The 17,906-nt window shown below is 44.5% G+C and carries 16 protein-coding genes; 11 read left to right on the forward strand and 5 right to left on the reverse strand.

Going from position 1 to position 17,906, the window contains the following annotated elements; translation table 11 throughout:
• Nucleotides 1-84 precede the first annotated feature (84 nt).
• Together mepK and J4N37_RS06170 are read left to right on the forward strand one after the other, a co-directional pair.
• Complete coding sequence (gene mepK / locus J4N37_RS06165; protein ID WP_252041920.1) at nucleotides 85-633, forward strand: peptidoglycan L,D-endopeptidase MepK; 549 nt, start codon at nucleotides 85-87, stop codon at nucleotides 631-633.
• 130 nt (nucleotides 634-763) lie between these two features.
• On the forward strand, nucleotides 764-1,420 hold the full coding sequence (locus tag J4N37_RS06170; RefSeq protein ID WP_005430620.1) for an MBL fold metallo-hydrolase: 657 nt from the start codon (nucleotides 764-766) through the stop codon (nucleotides 1,418-1,420).
• 12 nt (nucleotides 1,421-1,432) lie between these two features.
• Here J4N37_RS06170 and J4N37_RS06175 read toward each other — a convergent pair whose 3' ends face one another.
• Entirely contained in the window at nucleotides 1,433-2,101 is a 669-nt protein-coding gene (locus J4N37_RS06175) for a DUF2982 domain-containing protein (RefSeq protein ID WP_252041921.1), read from the reverse strand.
• 269 nt (nucleotides 2,102-2,370) lie between these two features.
• Between J4N37_RS06175 and J4N37_RS06180 the strand changes: the two genes are divergently transcribed.
• From J4N37_RS06180 to J4N37_RS06205, 6 genes are all read left to right on the forward strand, one after another.
• On the forward strand, nucleotides 2,371-2,760 hold the full coding sequence (locus J4N37_RS06180; RefSeq protein WP_010447624.1) for a hypothetical protein: 390 nt from the start codon (nucleotides 2,371-2,373) through the stop codon (nucleotides 2,758-2,760).
• A 413-nt stretch (nucleotides 2,761-3,173) separates the two neighbouring features.
• Nucleotides 3,174-4,268 (forward strand): TRAP transporter substrate-binding protein, encoded by a 1,095-nt coding sequence (locus tag J4N37_RS06185; RefSeq protein WP_010447626.1) that lies wholly within the window; start codon nucleotides 3,174-3,176, stop codon nucleotides 4,266-4,268.
• A 137-nt stretch (nucleotides 4,269-4,405) separates the two neighbouring features.
• The gene (locus J4N37_RS06190; protein WP_010447628.1) at nucleotides 4,406-4,945 is read left to right on the forward strand and encodes a TRAP transporter small permease subunit; all 540 of its coding nucleotides are present in this window, start codon (nucleotides 4,406-4,408) and stop codon (nucleotides 4,943-4,945) included.
• 12 nt (nucleotides 4,946-4,957) lie between these two features.
• Entirely contained in the window at nucleotides 4,958-6,244 is a 1,287-nt protein-coding gene (locus J4N37_RS06195; protein WP_252041922.1) for a TRAP transporter large permease, read from the forward strand.
• Between the two features lie 105 nt (nucleotides 6,245-6,349).
• Nucleotides 6,350-7,705 carry a cache domain-containing protein gene (locus J4N37_RS06200; protein ID WP_252041923.1) on the forward strand — a complete coding sequence of 452 codons (1,356 nt, stop codon included), beginning with the start codon at nucleotides 6,350-6,352 and terminating at the stop codon, nucleotides 7,703-7,705.
• Nucleotides 7,698-8,336, forward strand: coding sequence for a response regulator (locus J4N37_RS06205; protein WP_038885655.1), 639 nt, complete (start codon nucleotides 7,698-7,700; stop codon nucleotides 8,334-8,336). Before J4N37_RS06200 ends, J4N37_RS06205 begins: the two co-directional genes overlap by 8 nt.
• A gap of 61 nt (nucleotides 8,337-8,397) precedes the next feature.
• On the opposite strand, the gene cosR is transcribed toward J4N37_RS06205, so the two are convergent.
• Nucleotides 8,398-8,874 carry a MarR family transcriptional regulator CosR gene (gene cosR, locus J4N37_RS06210; RefSeq protein ID WP_010447635.1) on the reverse strand — a complete coding sequence of 159 codons (477 nt, stop codon included), beginning with the start codon at nucleotides 8,872-8,874 and terminating at the stop codon, nucleotides 8,398-8,400.
• A gap of 395 nt (nucleotides 8,875-9,269) precedes the next feature.
• Here cosR and J4N37_RS06215 point away from each other — a divergent pair, with 395 nt between their 5' ends.
• Nucleotides 9,270-10,841: a BCCT family transporter gene (locus tag J4N37_RS06215; RefSeq protein ID WP_010447637.1), complete on the forward strand. Its 1,572-nt coding sequence runs from the start codon at nucleotides 9,270-9,272 to the stop codon at nucleotides 10,839-10,841.
• Between the two features lie 220 nt (nucleotides 10,842-11,061).
• Nucleotides 11,062-12,945 carry a methyl-accepting chemotaxis protein gene (locus J4N37_RS06220; RefSeq protein WP_138942330.1) on the forward strand — a complete coding sequence of 628 codons (1,884 nt, stop codon included), beginning with the start codon at nucleotides 11,062-11,064 and terminating at the stop codon, nucleotides 12,943-12,945.
• 69 nt (nucleotides 12,946-13,014) lie between these two features.
• Here the strand turns inward: J4N37_RS06220 and J4N37_RS06225 are convergent, their stop codons facing one another.
• Together J4N37_RS06225 and J4N37_RS06230 are read right to left on the reverse strand one after the other, a co-directional pair.
• On the reverse strand, nucleotides 13,015-13,734 hold the full coding sequence (locus J4N37_RS06225) for a 3'-5' exonuclease (RefSeq protein ID WP_171052052.1): 720 nt from the start codon (nucleotides 13,732-13,734) through the stop codon (nucleotides 13,015-13,017).
• Between the two features lie 8 nt (nucleotides 13,735-13,742).
• Complete coding sequence (locus J4N37_RS06230) at nucleotides 13,743-15,632, reverse strand: DUF294 nucleotidyltransferase-like domain-containing protein (protein ID WP_038887348.1); 1,890 nt, start codon at nucleotides 15,630-15,632, stop codon at nucleotides 13,743-13,745.
• 217 nt (nucleotides 15,633-15,849) lie between these two features.
• Here J4N37_RS06230 and J4N37_RS06235 point away from each other — a divergent pair, with 217 nt between their 5' ends.
• On the forward strand, nucleotides 15,850-16,491 hold the full coding sequence (locus J4N37_RS06235; RefSeq protein WP_252042114.1) for an outer membrane beta-barrel protein: 642 nt from the start codon (nucleotides 15,850-15,852) through the stop codon (nucleotides 16,489-16,491).
• Between the two features lie 77 nt (nucleotides 16,492-16,568).
• Here the strand turns inward: J4N37_RS06235 and J4N37_RS06240 are convergent, their stop codons facing one another.
• Nucleotides 16,569-17,759, reverse strand: coding sequence for an amino acid aminotransferase (locus tag J4N37_RS06240; protein WP_010447647.1), 1,191 nt, complete (start codon nucleotides 17,757-17,759; stop codon nucleotides 16,569-16,571).
• Between the last annotated feature and the right edge of the window lie 147 nt (nucleotides 17,760-17,906).

Consider the following 17,906-nt stretch of genomic DNA (forward strand, 5'->3'; position numbering starts at 1 on the left):
AGCTGGACAGATTTATGCGTTTGACGCGTTAAATTGGTTTCGGTAATGTCCGCTGCTTGTAGAGTAATTGAGCAGTATTTTCTAATGGTAAGTCGTAATTTTTCTCGTCGTGATTTTCTTAAAATGACCGCTGGTGGTGTTGTAGTTGCTTCAACTATGCCGTCTGTGTCTTGGGCGTCATTACCCGACGAGCCTCGTGTACTTACGATGAATAACCTAAATACCGGCGAATTACTTGAGTCGTGTTATTTCAACGGCTCGAGCTACGTCGATGAAGAACTCCAACGTCTTGATAAATTCTGTCGTGATCATCGCCGTAATGAAGTTCATCCAATGGATAGACGCTTGTTCGACCAAATCAGCCAAATTCAAAAGTTGCTCGGCACGGAAGCTGAAGTGATTGTGATTTCAGGCTACCGTTCACCGGTAACCAATGCGTCTTTACGAAATGGCTCTTCTGGTGTTGCGAAAAAAAGCATGCATATGGAAGGGAAGGCGATCGATTTCCGTTTGGATGGTGTGAAATTGTCTACCGTTCGTGACGCGGCGTTAAGCTTAAAGGCTGGTGGCGTTGGTTATTATCCAAGTAGTAATTTTGTCCACATCGATACGGGGACCGTTCGTTCTTGGTAGACCCGAGCTAAGGGTCACTTTAACGAGTAAGAATGCTGCGCTTTGCCATCTGAACAAAGCTTGAAGTCACTTTGGCTTAGTGTCATAGTTGCGGCAGTTTTCATGCAATTTTATTCGGTATAGGTTATTTATGGCTCTGAAGTACCAAGTTGTTCCCGTAACATCTTTCTCTCAAAACTGTTCTATCGTCTGGTGTGATGAAACCATGAAAGGCATTGTGGTTGATCCAGGTGGTGATGAAAAGCAACTTGCAATGCTAATCAAAGAGCTCGGTGTTGAAGTCGTAAATCTAGTTCTAACGCACGGTCACTTAGATCATGTTGGTGGAACTGAGCCTTTATCTGCTCTTTTAGGCGGTACTGAGATCGTTGGTCCACACAAAGCAGATAACTTCTGGTTACAGGGGTTAGAAGGTCAGAGCCAAATGTTCGGTTTTCCATTAACGGAAGCGTTTGAACCACACCAATGGTTAAATGAAGGTGACAAGGTCACTTTTGGCAATCAAACACTGAACGTGATCCACACCCCGGGTCATACCCCAGGTCACGTTGTGCTTTACAGTGAAGAAGCACGTTTGGCGTTTGTTGGTGATGTTTTGTTTAACGGTAGCGTTGGTCGTACTGACTTTCCACAAGGCGATTTCAACACGCTTATTAGCTCGATCAAAGAGAAACTATGGCCATTGGGCAATGATGTTACATTTGTACCAGGTCATGGTCCGCAATCGACGTTTGGACACGAACGTAAAACAAACCCTTTCGTTGCTGACGAAATGCCACTCTACTAAAGCATCTTTGTATTAGGTATCAGGCTCGGCGGCCGCCAAGTAACGTCGAGCCAATCCCACAAACGCATCAGCTTCTCTATCCAAGTCACTTGTTGAAATAAATACATCGTAGCCATAAAACTGCCTTTGGTACTTCATTCTATTCGCGAGCATCGCAAGTAAACCTTCGTAGAGTATGCCCTTTTGATTAATGTAAGGGGCAGGATCCAGCACCATATCCTCGAATTTTGTTTCACAATGATTTTGCCGAGCACCTAGATACAGCAGTGCGCGTTGACTTAAAAGAACGTCTGTCGCGATACGAGGGCAGATAGCATCTAGATATGGGGAGTAATGCTTTAAACGAATGCCCACCCAAGGTAGAGGCTGGTGCCATCCTTCTTGCTCATATGTACATATTCCTATGGAGTCAATGTCTTGCCAACGGACGACCCAGCCGCCTTTGAATAGGTGCTGTTGAAAATGGGATTGTGTAAGAGTAAAACCTACCTGGCTTTTTTTGATCATCATGATTGCAAAGCCAACAATGACTGCCATTAAAACCACAGATAGCATTGCTTGCTTCCACCCTGGGGCGATCAACACGAGAAACAGTGTAATGATGACCACCAAAAGCATAATCAGTTTGTTGATGGGAGAGTCGGCTTTAAACTGCGAGTTAGTAAGGTGTAACGTTTCCATGTTTCAACCTCGGGATAAAAGACAAATTAACCAAATCGCCCAATGCCTGTTGGGTTGCATATTGATTTAAGGCGAACCTCTGTTTTTATACCCAGTATTGACAAAATGCGTTCACAAATTTCTTGATTAAATAATAGACGTTCTATGCATTGAGCGCATTTTTCACAGCGTTTCGCTGCCAAAACCTACAAATTGATTGGGAATTTTGGTATAAAACGCGCTTCAAATTTTCATCCCTGCTGAGATGCAGTGAACTGGAGAAATATTCAATGAGACTTGCTCATAAGCGTAAAGTGCAGATGAAACTGCAAAAGCGCATTAAAGCGACAGTTGCAAACGTAGCAAAAGCACCAAAGACAGCTAAGCCTGTTGCGGAAAAAGTCGTTGCAGAAAAACCTGTTGTTGAGAAAGCAGTAGCTGAGAAGAAGGTAGCTGCAGTAAAAACAGACGTTGCTCTAACTCCTAAGCAACAACAAGTATTGGACATTGTTGTCGCTAATGCTGAAGGTATTAACCCTAAAGGTATTGGTCTAGCGGCAGGTCAAGAAGATACAAAAGCGGCATCATGGGCTACAGGCGCACTGAAAAAGCTTCTTGAAGAAAACCTAGTTCAAAAAGAGCAGTTAGCAGGTAACAAAGTTATCTACAAAGCAGTTTAATTACCCCTGTAATTCTATTTCTTAATTGAATACCTCGATTTCGGTCGGGGTATTTTTTTACCTGCAATTTGTCTTTCTCGATTTCTAATTGAGCATTCTAACGATACAAAGTCGTTATTTGTCACATTTTCTTAAATACTGTGTAAATTCTTCCGCAGTCAAATACTTAAGTACTTACTAATACTTCGTCTATTCCACTCCGATCTTAACTGCATGATTATTATGCTTTATCGTTTTTGGATATCAAAAAGACTACGTATTACTACGTACTACCAATGGCTAGGGCTTGCCTGGCAATACAAATTTGTTGCGTGTTCATGCCCATTTCGGTCTCCGCTGTAGTATTCCATTGTATATACGAATCCTTATGTAATGGATGACAACAATAACCTTGGTGACAAAGGACGTGAACGATGAGTCTTATCCAAAAATCTTTGAAACGAGTACTCAAAGCGACGGCGATGGTAGCAACCATGGCATTCGTAGCAACTTCTGCTAACGCTGCTGACGATAAAGTATATCGCTTGAAATTAGCGGAGACGTGGGGCCCTAACTTCCCAATCTTCGGTGATGCGACAAAAAACATGGCAAAAATGGCAGAGGAAATGTCAAATGGCCGTCTACAAATCCGTATTGACTCTGCAAATAAACACAAAGCACCACTTGGTGTGTTTGATATGGTGAAATCGGGTCAATACGATATGGGCCACTCGGCTTCTTATTACTGGAAAGGCAAAGTACCAAACACTCTTTACTTTACCTCTATGCCTTTCGGTATGCTGCCTACAGAGCAGTACGCATGGTTCTACTATGGTGGCGGTATGGAGTTGATGGAGAAGGTTTACTCACCACACAACTTACTGTCTTTCCCTGGCGGTAATACCGATACCCAGATGGGCGGCTGGTTCCAGAAAGAGATCAAATCAGTCGACGATCTGCAAGGTCTGAAAATGCGTATCCCTGGTTTTGCGGGTGAAATCCTTGCTGAGCTGGGTGCGAAGCCAACCAATATTGCACCGGGCGAACTTTACACCTCACTTGAGCGCCGCACGATCGATGCTCTGGAGTGGGTAGGTCCGTCTCTTGATTTACGTATGGGCTTCCACAAAATTGCACCTTACTACTACACAGGTTGGCATGAGCCAGGTACTGAGCTGCAATTCCTAGTTAATAAGCGCACTTGGGAACGTCTACCTGATGATCTGAAAGCGATTCTTCAAGTGGCGATGAAAGCGGCAGCGTACGACATGTACACGCAGTCTAAGCACGAAAGTGGCAAAAACTGGGCGTCGATTCAGTCTGAATACCCGGATGTTCAAGTAAAAGACTTCCCACCAGAGGTTATCTCTGCACTGCGTGAAGCGAATGAGCGTCTACTTAAACAGCACGCAGAAAAAGATGCCCTAGCGAAAGAGATTCAAGAGTCGCAAGCAAATTATATCGAGCAAGTGCGTCCTTGGTCTGACATTTCACATCGAGCTTACCTAAACAGCCAAGCTCAACAGTAACTTCATCAAGCAGGCTATCTCCAATTATTTAGGAATAGAGCCTGCTAATGAAGCCCAAGAAAAACTTCTCGAAGAGAAGACTATAAAAGTGCTCCGCGAACCAGCGGAGCCAATCCACGAGTTCCATGGAGTTCGGAATGAGAAGCCTGATTTATATTGAGCGAATCTTTAACCGCTTTGGTGATTTTTTAGGGTGGCTATCGAGCATCCTATTCATTTTGTTGTTAGCGAACGTGGTGTACGACGTTGTCATGCGTTACGTGTTTAATGACGTGTCTATTGCCTTTCAAGAGATGGAATGGCACCTATTCTCCGCTGTATTTCTACTCGGTGTCCCTTACGCAATCAAATCTGGCGGCCATGTACGAGTGGATATTTTCTACGAGCGCTTGTCCTACAAAGCTCAATCCATCATCGACATCCTAGGCACTTTACTTTTCTTGTTCCCGTTTTGCCTATTGGTTGCTTGGTTCGGTATCGACTTTGCCAAAGAGAGCTATGCCCTTGGTGAGACATCCGGTGACCCAGGCGGTTTGCCATATCGATGGATCATTAAAGGCATGATCCCATTGTCATTCTTGTTTATGGCGGTCAGCGGTGTTGGTTTGCTGCTTCACTCCATCAATAAAATTGTTAACCCTCATCTTATCTATGCCGGTAACAACGGTAAGTCGTAAAAGGAAGTCAGTATGATCGGTATAGTGATGTTTTTTGTAGCTCTATTTGCGCTACTGCTTGGTTTCCCTGTTGCCTTCACCTTTGGTGGCATCGCATTAATATTTGGCGTTTGGGCAGAGGGCATGGATATGTTTGCTTTCATGCCATATCGCATTCAGTCCATCATGGAGAACACGGTACTAATGGCGGTGCCACTGTTTGTCTTCATGGGCTTGGTGTTACAAAAGACAAGACTTGCAGAGCAGTTGCTTGAGTCTATGGGGCGCCTATTTGGTGGCGTTCGTGGTGGTATCGCTATCTCAACGGTATTGGTAGGCGCGCTACTAGCCGCATCGACAGGTGTGGTTGGTGCATCGGTTGTCGCAATGGGTCTAATCTCTTTGCCAGTGATGCTTAAGTACAACTACGACAAAGGATTGGCCTGTGGCACCATTTGTGCCTCTGGCACGTTAGGCCAAATCATCCCTCCTTCTATTGTCTTAATTTTGCTCGGTGATGTATTAGGCGTACCCGTAGGCGACTTATTCCAAGCGGCAGTATGGCCGGGCCTAATGCTGGTGGGTGCATACGTTGTCTATATTCTGATCTACGCCAAGCTCAATCCAGAAGCCGCTCAACCTATCGAGCGTGATGAGTCGATCAGCCGCAAAGAAGAAGTATTCACCGCGCTTAAAGCGGTACTACCGCCGCTTGCGCTGATCATCGTGGTGCTAGGCTCTATCTTCGCTGGTATTGCAACACCAACGGAATCCGCGGCGCTGGGAGGTGCCGGTGCGATTGTGCTTTCACTGCTCTATAAACAGTTCAGTTGGTCGATGGTGTATGAAGCTTCCAAAGAAACAGTGAAAGTGACTGCGATGGTATTTGCGATACTGCTTGGTGCGACGGCATTTTCGATGGCTTTCACATACACGGGCGGCGATTACCTGGTTGAAGAGTGGATGCTACAACTACCGGGTGAGAAGTGGGGTTTCTTGATTATTACGATGGTGGTGATTCTTATCCTTGGCTTCTTCATCGACTTCGTTGAAATCTGTTTCATCATTGTGCCTATTATTGCGCCTGTTGCAGAGCTGATGGGTATCAACATGACATGGTTTGCAATTCTCATAGCGATGAACCTTCAGACATCGTTCCTCACACCACCATTTGGCTTTAGCTTGTTCTATTTGAAAGGCGTGGCTCCAGCAGGTGTGACAACGCGCGATATCTACCGAGGTGTGATGCCATTCATCGCGATTCAAATTGTTGTGCTCGCTTCGTTGCTATTCTTCCCTGCCTTCTACGGCATGGCGTAATGCAAGTAAGAAAAGAGAATTTGTGACCTGAGAGTTTTTACCTTTTGAGACGAGTTGTTAAGCTGTTTGTCGAAATGGCAAACAGCGTTTCATTGGAGGAAAGGGATGCCTCTCAAAGCCAAGTTAATATTGCTGGCACTGATACCGGTGGTGTTAGTGTCAGCCAGCATCAGTTGGATTTCCATCTATCAAGCCAAGACTCTGGGACAACGAGAGGTGGAAATCTTTCATCAGAACCTTATTCAATCTAAAGAAGCGGCATTGAAAGATACGGTTGATCTGGCTTTTGATGCAATTTCTCATATCTATAATGATCCCACTCTTGAAGAGAGTGATGCTAAGGCGCGTGTTAAAGCAATCCTCAATCGTCTTCGCTATGGTTCAGACGGCTACTTCTTCGCCTATGATAAGCACGGTACAAACTTAGTTCATCCAATTCTTCCCGATCTTATTGGGCAAAACCTATTGCATATACAAGATGAAAACGGCGACCACTTAATTGAAACGTTACTCCATCAAGCCCAACGAGGTGGCGGGTTTCATCAGTATCTATGGCAGAAGCCATCAACTGGTGAGGTGGTTCCCAAGTTGAGCTATGCCGCTTGGTTGGATAAATGGGATTGGATGATCGGTACGGGCTTGTATATTGAAGATGTCAGTCGCGAAGTCGCGAATATGCGTGCAGCAGTAAATCAGAATATTGAAACGACATTTTTCTCTGTCGTGATCATTCTGGTGGTGACTGTCTCGGTTATTATTGTCCTAACGCTGGCGATTAACTTGCATGAACATCGCTTGGCAGACAAGCACCTTAAAGAGCTTGCCCATAAAACGGTAATGTTTCAAGAAGACGAAAAGAAACACTTAGCCAGAGAGCTACATGACGGTATCAATCAGCTATTGGTCTCCAGTAAATGCCACTTAGATTTGATGGCTCATCGTATCGAAGATGAAAAGCTCAAATCCCACCTAGATAAATCTCAACGCTCGCTAATTACCGCGATCAACGAAGTTCGTCATATTTCTCATCAACTTCGACCTAGTGCGCTGGATGATATTGGTCTTGAAGCGGCACTCACCACCTTATTACAAGACTTTCATTCACATTCTGGTATCGACATTGATAGTCACTTTGATACCAATCAGGTGAAGTTGAAATCTGAGGTTGCGACGACCTTGTATCGTGTTGCTCAAGAGTCGCTGAACAATATCGAGAAGCACGCTAAGGCGAAAAAGGTCACGGTTATTTTGCAAAAGATGGGCAATATGCTGCAATTACTGATACGAGATGACGGCATCGGGTTCCTTGTTAACCAATCGGTTCATCGTCAGGGGATTGGTTTACGCAACATGCGCGAGCGTGTTGAGTTTATTGGCGGTGAGTTTGAATTGATCAGCGAGCCAGGATTAGGCACAGAAATCACCGTATTGTTAGATTTGGATGGATTAGTTTATGGATAAACCAATTAGTGTGGTGATAGTGGACGACCATCAAGTGGTTTTGGATGGTTTTATGGCGCGCCTAGAGCTAGAGCCTGACATTGATGTGATTGGAACCGCAAGCAATGGCCTAGAAGCGATCGAAGTTTCTAAGATGCTCAACCCGGATGTGATTCTAATGGATATTAGTATGCCAATTATGAATGGCATAGAAGCGACGGGTGTGATTAAAGAGGAAAGGCCAGAGAGCAAAGTACTAATGCTGACGATGCATGATAATCGTGAATACATCATGAAGGTGATGCAGGCTGGGGCAGTGGGGTACATGCTGAAAGAAATCTCTGCAGAGAAGATGGTGCAAGCGATAAAAACCGTGAATCAAGGCTCAACGTACTTTTGTGAGTCTGTCACTCAAACTTTATTTACTCAAGATGTTGTACCGATTGCACAAAAACCAAATCCACTTAGCCGCCGTGAGGAAGCCGTTTTAAAACTGGTTGCGCAGGGACACAGTAGCAAAAAGATTGCGACACTTTTGGATATCAGCTATCGAACGGTAGAGACACACCGCCACAACATAAAACACAAGTTGGATTTGCATTCGACCGCAGAATTGGCCAAATACGCATTTGAGACAGGTTTGGTTGAGTGAGTGTTAAGCGGCAGGTGATGAAAGCGCTCATTACTGGATGAATGAGCGCCCTCGAAAGTGACTATTCAGGCTTAGTGATGCTTCCAAGCTCTAGCATTGGAGCAACATCGATATCTTCAGCATTCATCATAGTTGAAATGCGTTGAACGGAAGACAGCAGTAAGCTTTGTTCCCACTCTTCCAACTTTTGGAAGCGGCTGATGAAGTGTTCCTGTAGGGGAGTTGGCGCTTGCTTTAACGCTTCTTGCCCTTTTTCTGTTAGTACCGCATGCACTTTACGTTTGTCTTGGACACTACGACGGCGTTCAACAAGCTGATTGCGCTCTAAACGGTCTAAAATAGTGGTAGCGGTTGCCTGGCTCATATTGGTATGGCTAGACAGCTGTTTGATAGTGACATTGTCTAATTCACTAATGGCACGCATCAGAATCAGTTGTGGAGCCGTTAAACCAGACTCTTTGCTCAACTTTTTAGAATGTAAATCAATAGCGCGGATGATCTGACGAATCGAGACCAAGACTTCTTCGTACTTTTCCAATTTAGTAATCCAGTCATTAAGGGATCATGTAACGACGCGACACTAACTCAAAAGCGTTGCTATTAAAAGGGCTTAGTTAGTATTAGCGACACCATTTTTCAATTATTTGCCTTGGCTCTCCTTATTAAATTTATGGCTTTTTACGGCTCAAAAAGCATGACCTAGAATAATTATAGTAAGAAATGTTTGTGGTCTAATTATTGCTGTGGTTGTTTTCGCTTTTTTTGGTTGATTTTTCTGATTGAAAAGTAAGTTATTGGATTTTTTATCAGCAAAATATAGACAAAAATGCCTAAAATGGTAGGATCTTCCACTTTCATGGAAAATAAAATGTATCGTGTTCGAAGGTTTTTTGCGTTATGCCAAAAAAAATTAGAATGCAAAAGAGAGGAACAATGACAAAAGGTATAGATAAGTACAGTATCGACAGTACCGACTATACGGTTGGTCAAGATAACGTACAAAAATGGGGTTTTGATGTACATAATCCTGTTTTTGGTATCAGTGCAGGTTTCATTGCACTATTTCTTATTGCGGCGTTAGTTCTTGATGCGCATACAGCCAAAACCGCGTTAGACGGAATCAAATGGAAAATTATCGGTTCATTTGATTGGCTCTTCATTATCTCAGGCAACATCTTCGTTATCTTCTGTTTAGGACTTATTGTGTCGCCAATGGGCAAGATTCGCCTAGGTGGTAAAGATGCTGTCGCTGATTACTCGTTTGTTTCGTGGCTTGCAATGCTATTTGCTGCAGGTATGGGTATCGGTCTGATGTTCTGGAGTGTGGCTGAGCCAGTGGCTTATTTCACTGGTTGGTATGAAACGCCATTGGGTGTTGAAGCGAATACCCCAGAAGCTGCCAAACTCGCATTAGGTGCAACTATGTTCCACTGGGGTCTACACCCATGGGCGATTTATGGTGTCGTTGCGCTATCATTAGCTTTCTTTACTTATAACAAAGGCCTACCGCTGTCTATGCGTTCGATTTTTTACCCACTGTTGGGTGATCGTGCATGGGGCTGGGCAGGTCATATTGTAGATATCCTTGCGGTACTCGCGACACTATTTGGTCTTGCGACGTCACTGGGCCTTGGTGCACAACAAGCAGCGAGTGGTATTCACCATGTGTTTGGTGTTGAGCCTGGTCTAGGTCTGCAGATTGTTGTGATTACAGTCGTTACCTTACTAGCGGTTGTCTCAGTCGTTCGTGGTATTGATGGCGGTGTTAAAGTCATTAGTAATATCAACATGGTGATTGCATTTTTACTGTTAATCCTTGTTGGTTTGATCGGATGGGCGGTGAGCTTAGGTTCGATTCCTACCACGTTGATGGCTTATGTAGAGAACCTCATTCCACTTAGTAACCCATTTGGTCGTACTGATGAAGCTTGGTTCCAAGGTTGGACTGTATTCTATTGGGCTTGGTGGATTTCATGGTCTCCATTCGTAGGTATGTTCATTGCTCGTGTATCTCGTGGCCGTACTGTGCGTGAGTTCATCACTGCGGTATTGATTGTTCCTACGGCGGTAACACTTGTTTGGATGTCGGTATTTGGCGGTCTAGCTATCGACCAAGTGATCAATAATGTTGGCGAGCTTGGCGCAAACGGTCTTACCGATGTTTCGCTAGCAATGTTCCAAATGTTTGATGTATTGCCATTCGGTAACATGCTATCAATCATTGCAGTTGTGCTGGTATTGGTATTCTTCATTACCTCGTCAGACTCAGGTTCACTAGTAATCGACAGCATTACCGCTGGTGGTAAAGTGGATGCACCGGTTCTGCAGCGCGTATTCTGGGCCTTCATGGAAGGCGCAATTGCAGTTGCGCTACTGTGGATTGGCGGCTCGGAAGCGGTTCAAGCACTGCAAGCGGGCGCGATTTCTACCGCATTACCATTTACCCTAGTTTTACTGGCGATGTGTGTCAGTCTATTGATGGGTATGAGAACAGAGAAACACTAAGTTACTGTAAAATAAAGCTTAATTTATAAACTTAAAGCCAGCATTATTGCTGGCTTTTTTTGTGCGAAAATTCTGACGCTCGACAAAAAAATGGCGAAAAAATTTTCTTTTTTTACAATGACTTATTTGCCTATTGATAAGTGTGAAATTTGGTGCGCTTAACGTCAATTCTGTGTAAACTCGCTGCTCACTTACTGTTCTCCCAACAAAAAAATAAACTATGAAACTATCACTAAAACAAAAGCTCATTGGCGCTAGTCTGTCTGCTGTTGTTGTCATGGCAGCAGCATTGACGTGGTTGTCGGCTGGTCAATTGTTTGATCAGACGCGTGCTGGTGTATATTCACGTGCACAGAGTCTAAGCAATGCAGCATCTGAAGGTATTGCTGACTGGGTTGCCATTCGTAAAGACATCGCGACGGCTTTCAACGATTACTCTACTGAGCAAGACGTTGTCCCTTTCTTACAACAAGCACGCAAGGCGGGTGGTTTTGATGACATCTTCCTAGGTACTCCGGAAGGCGGTATGTATCGCTCTCATCCAGAGCGCAACCGTGCAGGTTATGATCCACGCACTCGTCCTTGGTACAAAGACGCTAACGCCGCTGGCAAACAAATCATTACAACGGCTTATCAAGATGCGATCACCAATGCTCTGTTAGTGACTATCGCTGAGCCTGTATACCAGAGTGGTCGTTTTGTTGGTGTGGTTGGCGCTGACGTTCTGATTGATCAGCTTATTGATGACGTAATTAGCTTAGATGCTGGTGAAAATGCGCACGCGATGCTGATCGACATGAGTGATGGCACTTTCCTTGCTCACCCAAACAAAAGCTTAACGCTTAAACCTATCGCCAACCTTTCAAGTGATTTTTCTAAAGATTCTATTGAGCGTGCAGCAAATAGCGGAACCATCGAAACTGCGACAATTAATGGTCAAGAGAAGCTGTATTATTTCAGCAAAGTTCCAGGCACACATTGGATGTTTGCAATTGAAATGGATCGCGCGACTGAAGAAGCTGGTCATTCACAATTACTAAGAGAAATGATGATTACAGCTGTACTGATTACCATCGCGGTTATTGCTGCGGTATCTTGGTTAGTCGGTTTCTTGTTCCGTGATTTGGGCCGTGTTTCACAAGCGCTAGAAGAAATCGCTTCTGGTGAAGGTGATCTTACACAGCGACTTGAACCTCGCAGTGATGATGAAGTTGGCAAGCTTGCAGAAAACTTTAACCGCTTTGTTGGTAACATGCATACCATGGTAACTAAGCTTAGCCATGTATCAGCGGCACTTTCTCAACAATCACGCCAAACCGCTCAGCAGGCGGAAGAGCGTAGTCAACGTATCGCGTACCAACAAGATGAAATCAACATGGTAGCGACTGCGGTAAATGAAATGGCTGCGGCAACGCAAGAGATTGCGGGCAATGCAGAGAATACGGCTCAAAATTCTGAAGAAGCCGTAGAAGCATGTGCACATGGTTCGAGCCAAGTAACGCAAACACAAGGTTCTATCCAGAACTTAGCGCAAGAAGTTCAAGTAGCAACCAATGTTATCCAAGAGTTGGAAGCGCATGGTAACAGCATCAATACCATTTTATCGACCATTCAAGGTATCGCTGAGCAAACTAACCTTCTTGCACTGAACGCAGCAATTGAAGCCGCGCGTGCAGGTGAGCAAGGCCGAGGTTTTGCGGTAGTTGCGGATGAAGTGCGCGTACTAAGCCAACGAACTCACGCTTCAACGCAAGAAATTCAAGAGACGATTGAAATGCTGCAAGGTACAACAGCGAAAGCTGTCGGCATTATGGATGACAGTCGTCGCTTGGCTGATACTAGCGTGGATGATGCGAACTCTGCAGCGGCAAGCCTAACGCAAATCCATTCTGCAGTAGAACGCATCAACGATATGGCTACTCAAATTGCATCAGCGGCTGAGGAGCAAGCATCAGTAACGTCCGAAATTACACGCAATACTGAAGGTATTCGTGATGTTTCAAACGAGCTGTCTTCTGAAGCACAACATGCTGCAGAGCAAGCTGCACAGTTGTCTGAGCTGTCTCATGAACTAGAGCAAGAAATCAAACGCTTTAAGTTATAGTTCAGCGAATACCGACTAAAAAGGAGCCACTTGGCTCCTTTTTTCTTTAAGCTAGAACGCTCATTGGAACTACAACCATAAGCTGCTTATAGGCTGGTCAGCACTATAGTGATGGGCGATCTGTGCTTGCAGTAGCTCTGCAGTGGCGATGGCATCTGTCAAAGCATGGTGTGGTGTGTAGTCTGGCAGCCCATAACGACGACGAGATTGTGCTAGCCGCAGTGAGCCGGGTTTATTACCTTTCAACTTGTTCCAAAGCCCCCCAGAGAGTCTCTGCTGGATGTCTTCTTCTATTTGAAGCGTATCTAAGACTGGAAACTCTATACCTTCACCAATACGTACTTGAAGAGCTTGGTTGAGAAATTCTCGCTCTATGCGGCGATAGTGAACGACCACCACCTTGCCAGCTAGGCTTGGTAGGAGCTCTTCAAGAATATCTCCAAGATCAGGCGCATCAATGAGTTCGTTGTGGGTGATACCATGGATGATGACTGACTCTTCATCCAGCTTCTCTTGTGGTCGAACTTTCCAGTGCTTGGCTTGGCGCAAAAAAATTCGATTGAGATTGAAGGGCACTAGACCAATTGTGATGATGCCATTTTTCTGTGGGTTGAGCCCCGTGGTCTCGAAATCGAGCGCGACAAACTCTACTTGAGATAATGGCGTGTCTGGCGCAGGTAGCTCTGTCCCATAAAAAGCGATTAGGCGCTCATCTGTTGCCCTTTCCAGTTTTTGCTGAAACTTCATTGGCCATTGAATGGAAGGCTTTTGAAACAACTTCTTTATCATTCCTTGCCTCACTTAAACTTGTTGCTAGCCTGATAGCGGAACTTAAGGAAGTTCTGACCATTACTTAATATTTGAAACGCATCTTTAAGGTTGCGTCTTTCAAAGTCCGATAAGTTTTCTGGCTCGATGTTGTTATCCGGCTCGGTACCTAACTCTACGTCAATCGCTTGGTGGCGAATACGAACCATAGAGATAAATTCCATCGCGTCCTTCAAGTCCTGCGCGCGTCCTTTGGGCAAAATACCTGCATCAATTATGTCATCTAACCGTTCAAAGGAGTTTCGAGCACGCGAGCCTACTGCTAGTGAGTGAACTCGAATTAGGTCGACGAGGGGAGCGGTGCCTCTTCGTTTTAAGTTGATCGAGTTTTTATGCTGGCCATCTTTCTCCATCACGAAATCTTTAAAGAACCCAAGTGGAGGCGTTCGATTAAGGGCATTTCTGGCAAGGCATGCGAGGAAGCGATTATTCTTACGCGCACGACGGACAATGAAGCTGGTTAGTTGTTCTGCCCATTTTAAACGTCCATAAACACCATCTAAGTCGAAAAAGATAGACGCATTGAGTAGCGCTTTCGGGTTTGGGTCATCAATCCAATCTGCGAAGCACGCTTCCCATTCAGAGCGCGTCATTCTCCACATAGGGTTGGTTGCCATGATGTCCCCGGTGCAGTACTTATAGCCGCACGCGTCCAAGCCGTCACTTACGAATTTGGCCAAAGCTTCAAAGTACTTGCCGTGCTTCTCTGCTTTATACGTGTCATCGAGAATGATGGCATTATCTTGGTCAGTAACAAGTAATTGCTCGTCTCGTCCCATTGAGCCAAGGGCTAAGAAGCAATAAGGGACCGGTGGTGGCCCAAGCTCTTGCTCGGCTAACTCTATTAGGCGCTGTTTGAAGCTTCTGCCTATCACAGACATAGCGCTACCAACCATATGGGAGTTGGCATCTTCATTAACAAGGCGCACAAAGCTGCTCTTCACTTCATCAGCGACGATAGCGAGGTCTTCAATGGTTTGCTGTTGGAATATGCTGCTCACAAGAAGTAGTGAGTTTTGAGATTCATAACGGACGATATCTGTTGCTTCAATAATGCCGATTGGCATTTGATCTTTCACTACTGGCAAATGGTGTACGTTGTATCGAAGCATCGTTAGCATGGCTTCATAAACATAGGCGTTGTGGTCGAGTGAGATAACCTCAGTTGTCATTACGGTTGACACTTCATCGAGAGGAGACAACCCCTCAGCTAACACTCTAGTACACAAATCTCGATCGGTAATGATGCCGACGACAGGTGATTGCGGATCTTCTTCGTCTAGTACAAAGTCAGGATCAACGATCAGTAGCGATGAGACATTGTCTTGCGCCATCAACTGAGCCGCTTCTTGAATGGTTTGTCCTCGTTCAATAGTAGGTGCATCGCGTGTTAGCAATGTCTTTACTTTTGAGGTCGTTAGGTCATTTGCATCGCTATTTTCAGATACGGCTTGTCTTAAGCGAGCGCTATTTTCAACTTCAACAAAGTCTGCAAACGAATCAAAGCTGTCGTATAGCTCTTGGAATATATCGCCAGGGATGCAGTAAAGGAGGGTGTCTTCAATCGCTTTGACTGGGAAGCGTACTTTATTGTTGGTGAGCAGGCCCATTTGGCCAAAGAGATCACCTTCGTCTAGTCGGTTATACAGTTCCCCTTTGCGTCGATAAACTTCTACCACACCGCTTCTGACCATATATAGGTCATTAATTTGATCGCCGAAGTGAATGACAGGAGTGTCCTGTCGATAGTAAGAAATCTCGATATTCTCGGTAATTTTGTTCAGCGTTTCTTCTGGTAATTCATTGAAAGGAGGGTACTTGACGAGAAAATTATAAATCTCTAACAGCTCTGCATCCATGAAGGTGCCTTTTTCTTCGCAAATGATAGGTTAATCATAACTTAGTTTTAAAACAGAATCTTATCGGATCACACAAAACCCCAGTTCGTGATAAAATTAGTAATAAACTTACGCTAAGATTGAGTAGGTTTGATTTGTGACTAGGATCATTGAGTGCGTTTTTTATCCGTTTTAACAATAAAAACACCTATAAATGGCACTCATGCAAGGAATTAAAATGGTAAGAATATTGTTAGCTGCGCCTCTTGTAGCATTACCTTTAATGAGCATTGCCTCAGAATCTGAACAAGCGGAGAAGTTTGGGTATGAGCATATCCAATTAGAGCTTGGAGCAGGAACAACAAATGAAGAATGGCTAGATAACTCCAACGCAACAACCATTGTGCTTGGCGGCAACTATTTAATTGCAGACAATTGGTTGTTCAATGTTGATTACTCCGCTCAGTTTTTCCACCCAGACGACTTCACTTTACGTATAGACCGTTTATTGTTTGGGGGTGGTTATCGTTATGGGATCAATGATGTTTTTGATGTGTATGGCATTTATGGCTTAGGTGCAATCAAAGCAAAAGCAAAAAATGACACCACAGATCGCACTATTTCATCAGAGAGCGAGTTTATTCAGGCTGCGACCTTTGGTGCAAATTACTTATTCAGTGAAAAGTTAATAGGCACTGCTGAAATAAGCATTAACCGCAGTGATATTGTAGATGAAAACAACTATAAGCTAGCGTTTAATTACCAGTGGCATAAGGTCATCGGAACGGGCGTGTATTATCAGTTAAGAGACACAGACTATCGTGGTTCAAGCTCTGAACACATCAACGAAGTTGGTATCGGATTCAAGTTTATCTACTAAAACATTATCTACTAAAACAAAAAGGTCAGCATTCGCTGACCTTTTTTAATAATCCAGTTTGCTCTACGAGCAATTAATTATAGAACCGCAGCAATGCCTTTGCACAGTGGTCCCATGTTTGATTTCGTCATACCCGCTACACTGATTCGACCTGAGCCTACGATGTAAATACCGAACTCTTCTTTCAGACGGTTTACTTGCTCTTTAGACAGACCAGAGAATGAGAACATGCCGTTTTGACGCTCGATGAAGCTAAAGTCTGCGACTACACCTTCAGCCTTCAGTGTTGCTACAAATAGCTCACGCATCTCTTGGATACGATCACGCATTTCAGCGACTTCTGCTTCCCATTCTGCACGCAATTCAGAATTGCCAAGAATGTGAGTAACCACGGCGCTACCGTGTGCTGGTGGGTTAGAGTAGATTGAGCGGATGATCGCTTTCACTTGCGAGAATGCCGTTGCTGCAACTTCTTCTGACTCAGCCACTAGCGTAAATGCACCAACACGCTCGTTGTATAGACCAAAGTTCTTAGAGAAAGAGCTCGCGACTAGGATCTCTTTGTTGTACTTAGCGAATGTACGTAGACCTGAAGCGTCTTCTTCTACGCCTTTAGCAAAACCTTGGTACGCAAAGTCGAATAGAGGCAGTAGTTTCTTCTCAGCGACCAGCTTCGCTAGCGTTTCCCACTCTTCCGCTGTTGGATCAATACCAGTAGGGTTGTGGCAGCATCCATGAAGCAAAACAACATCGCCTTCTGAAGCAGCTTGCAAATCATTTAGCATTGCATCGAAGTCTTTGTCTTTTGTTTCTGCGTTGTAGTAGCTGTATTGTGCTGTCTCGATACCTGCAGCTGTGAATACGCCGTTATGGTTAGCCCAAGTTGGGTTACTGATCCAGATCTTTACTTCGCCAAGTTGACGCTTAATGAACTCACCAGCAACGCGCAGAGCACCAGTACCACCAGGCGCCTGAGCCGTTTTCGCACGCTTGCCAGCAACGATTTCAGCATCTGCACCGAAAAGCAGTTTTTGTACAGCTAGACCATATTCCGCTGTACCTTCGATCGTTAGGTAAGATTTGGTTTTTTCCGTTTCAATCAGTGCGGCTTCGGCTTTTTTAACAGTTGCAAGAACAGGGGTTTCACCTTGCTCGTTCTTGTAAATACCAACGCCTAGGTTAATTTTTTCAGCGCGGGTATCTTTTTTAAACTCTTCAGTAAGGCCAAGAATAGGGTCAGCCGGAGCGGCAACTACTTTTTCAAACATAATCTTCATCCATGTTAATCGAAGGGGTCTGCTGACATTTATACCTTTCAGCAATATTCGTTACAACAGTTAGTGATAAGAAAACTTAAAAAAGTTTTGATTTGAAACAGAATTCTAACATAACAAGGTTTTTTGTTATGTAAACCC

This window comes from Vibrio sp. SCSIO 43153 (genome assembly GCF_023716625.1).
GTDB lineage: Bacteria > Pseudomonadota > Gammaproteobacteria > Enterobacterales > Vibrionaceae > Vibrio > Vibrio rotiferianus.

Bases quoted from the DNA above. Each gene is read 5' to 3' on its own strand.
- mepK (WP_252041920.1), top strand. From the start codon at position 85: ATGGTAAGTCGTAATTTTTCTCGTCGTGATTTTCTTAAAATGACCGCT.
- J4N37_RS06170 (WP_005430620.1), top strand. From the start codon at position 764: ATGGCTCTGAAGTACCAAGTTGTTCCCGTAACATCTTTCTCTCAAAAC.
- J4N37_RS06175 (WP_252041921.1), bottom strand. From the start codon at position 2,101: ATGGAAACGTTACACCTTACTAACTCGCAGTTTAAAGCCGACTCTCCC.
- J4N37_RS06180 (WP_010447624.1), top strand. From the start codon at position 2,371: ATGAGACTTGCTCATAAGCGTAAAGTGCAGATGAAACTGCAAAAGCGC.
- J4N37_RS06185 (WP_010447626.1), top strand. From the start codon at position 3,174: ATGAGTCTTATCCAAAAATCTTTGAAACGAGTACTCAAAGCGACGGCG.
- J4N37_RS06190 (WP_010447628.1), top strand. From the start codon at position 4,406: ATGAGAAGCCTGATTTATATTGAGCGAATCTTTAACCGCTTTGGTGAT.
- J4N37_RS06195 (WP_252041922.1), top strand. From the start codon at position 4,958: ATGATCGGTATAGTGATGTTTTTTGTAGCTCTATTTGCGCTACTGCTT.
- J4N37_RS06200 (WP_252041923.1), top strand. From the start codon at position 6,350: ATGCCTCTCAAAGCCAAGTTAATATTGCTGGCACTGATACCGGTGGTG.
- J4N37_RS06205 (WP_038885655.1), top strand. From the start codon at position 7,698: ATGGATAAACCAATTAGTGTGGTGATAGTGGACGACCATCAAGTGGTT.
- J4N37_RS06215 (WP_010447637.1), top strand. From the start codon at position 9,270: ATGACAAAAGGTATAGATAAGTACAGTATCGACAGTACCGACTATACG.
- J4N37_RS06220 (WP_138942330.1), top strand. From the start codon at position 11,062: ATGAAACTATCACTAAAACAAAAGCTCATTGGCGCTAGTCTGTCTGCT.
- J4N37_RS06225 (WP_171052052.1), bottom strand. From the start codon at position 13,734: ATGATAAAGAAGTTGTTTCAAAAGCCTTCCATTCAATGGCCAATGAAG.
- J4N37_RS06230 (WP_038887348.1), bottom strand. From the start codon at position 15,632: ATGGATGCAGAGCTGTTAGAGATTTATAATTTTCTCGTCAAGTACCCT.
- J4N37_RS06235 (WP_252042114.1), top strand. From the start codon at position 15,850: ATGGTAAGAATATTGTTAGCTGCGCCTCTTGTAGCATTACCTTTAATG.
- J4N37_RS06240 (WP_010447647.1), bottom strand. From the start codon at position 17,759: ATGTTTGAAAAAGTAGTTGCCGCTCCGGCTGACCCTATTCTTGGCCTT.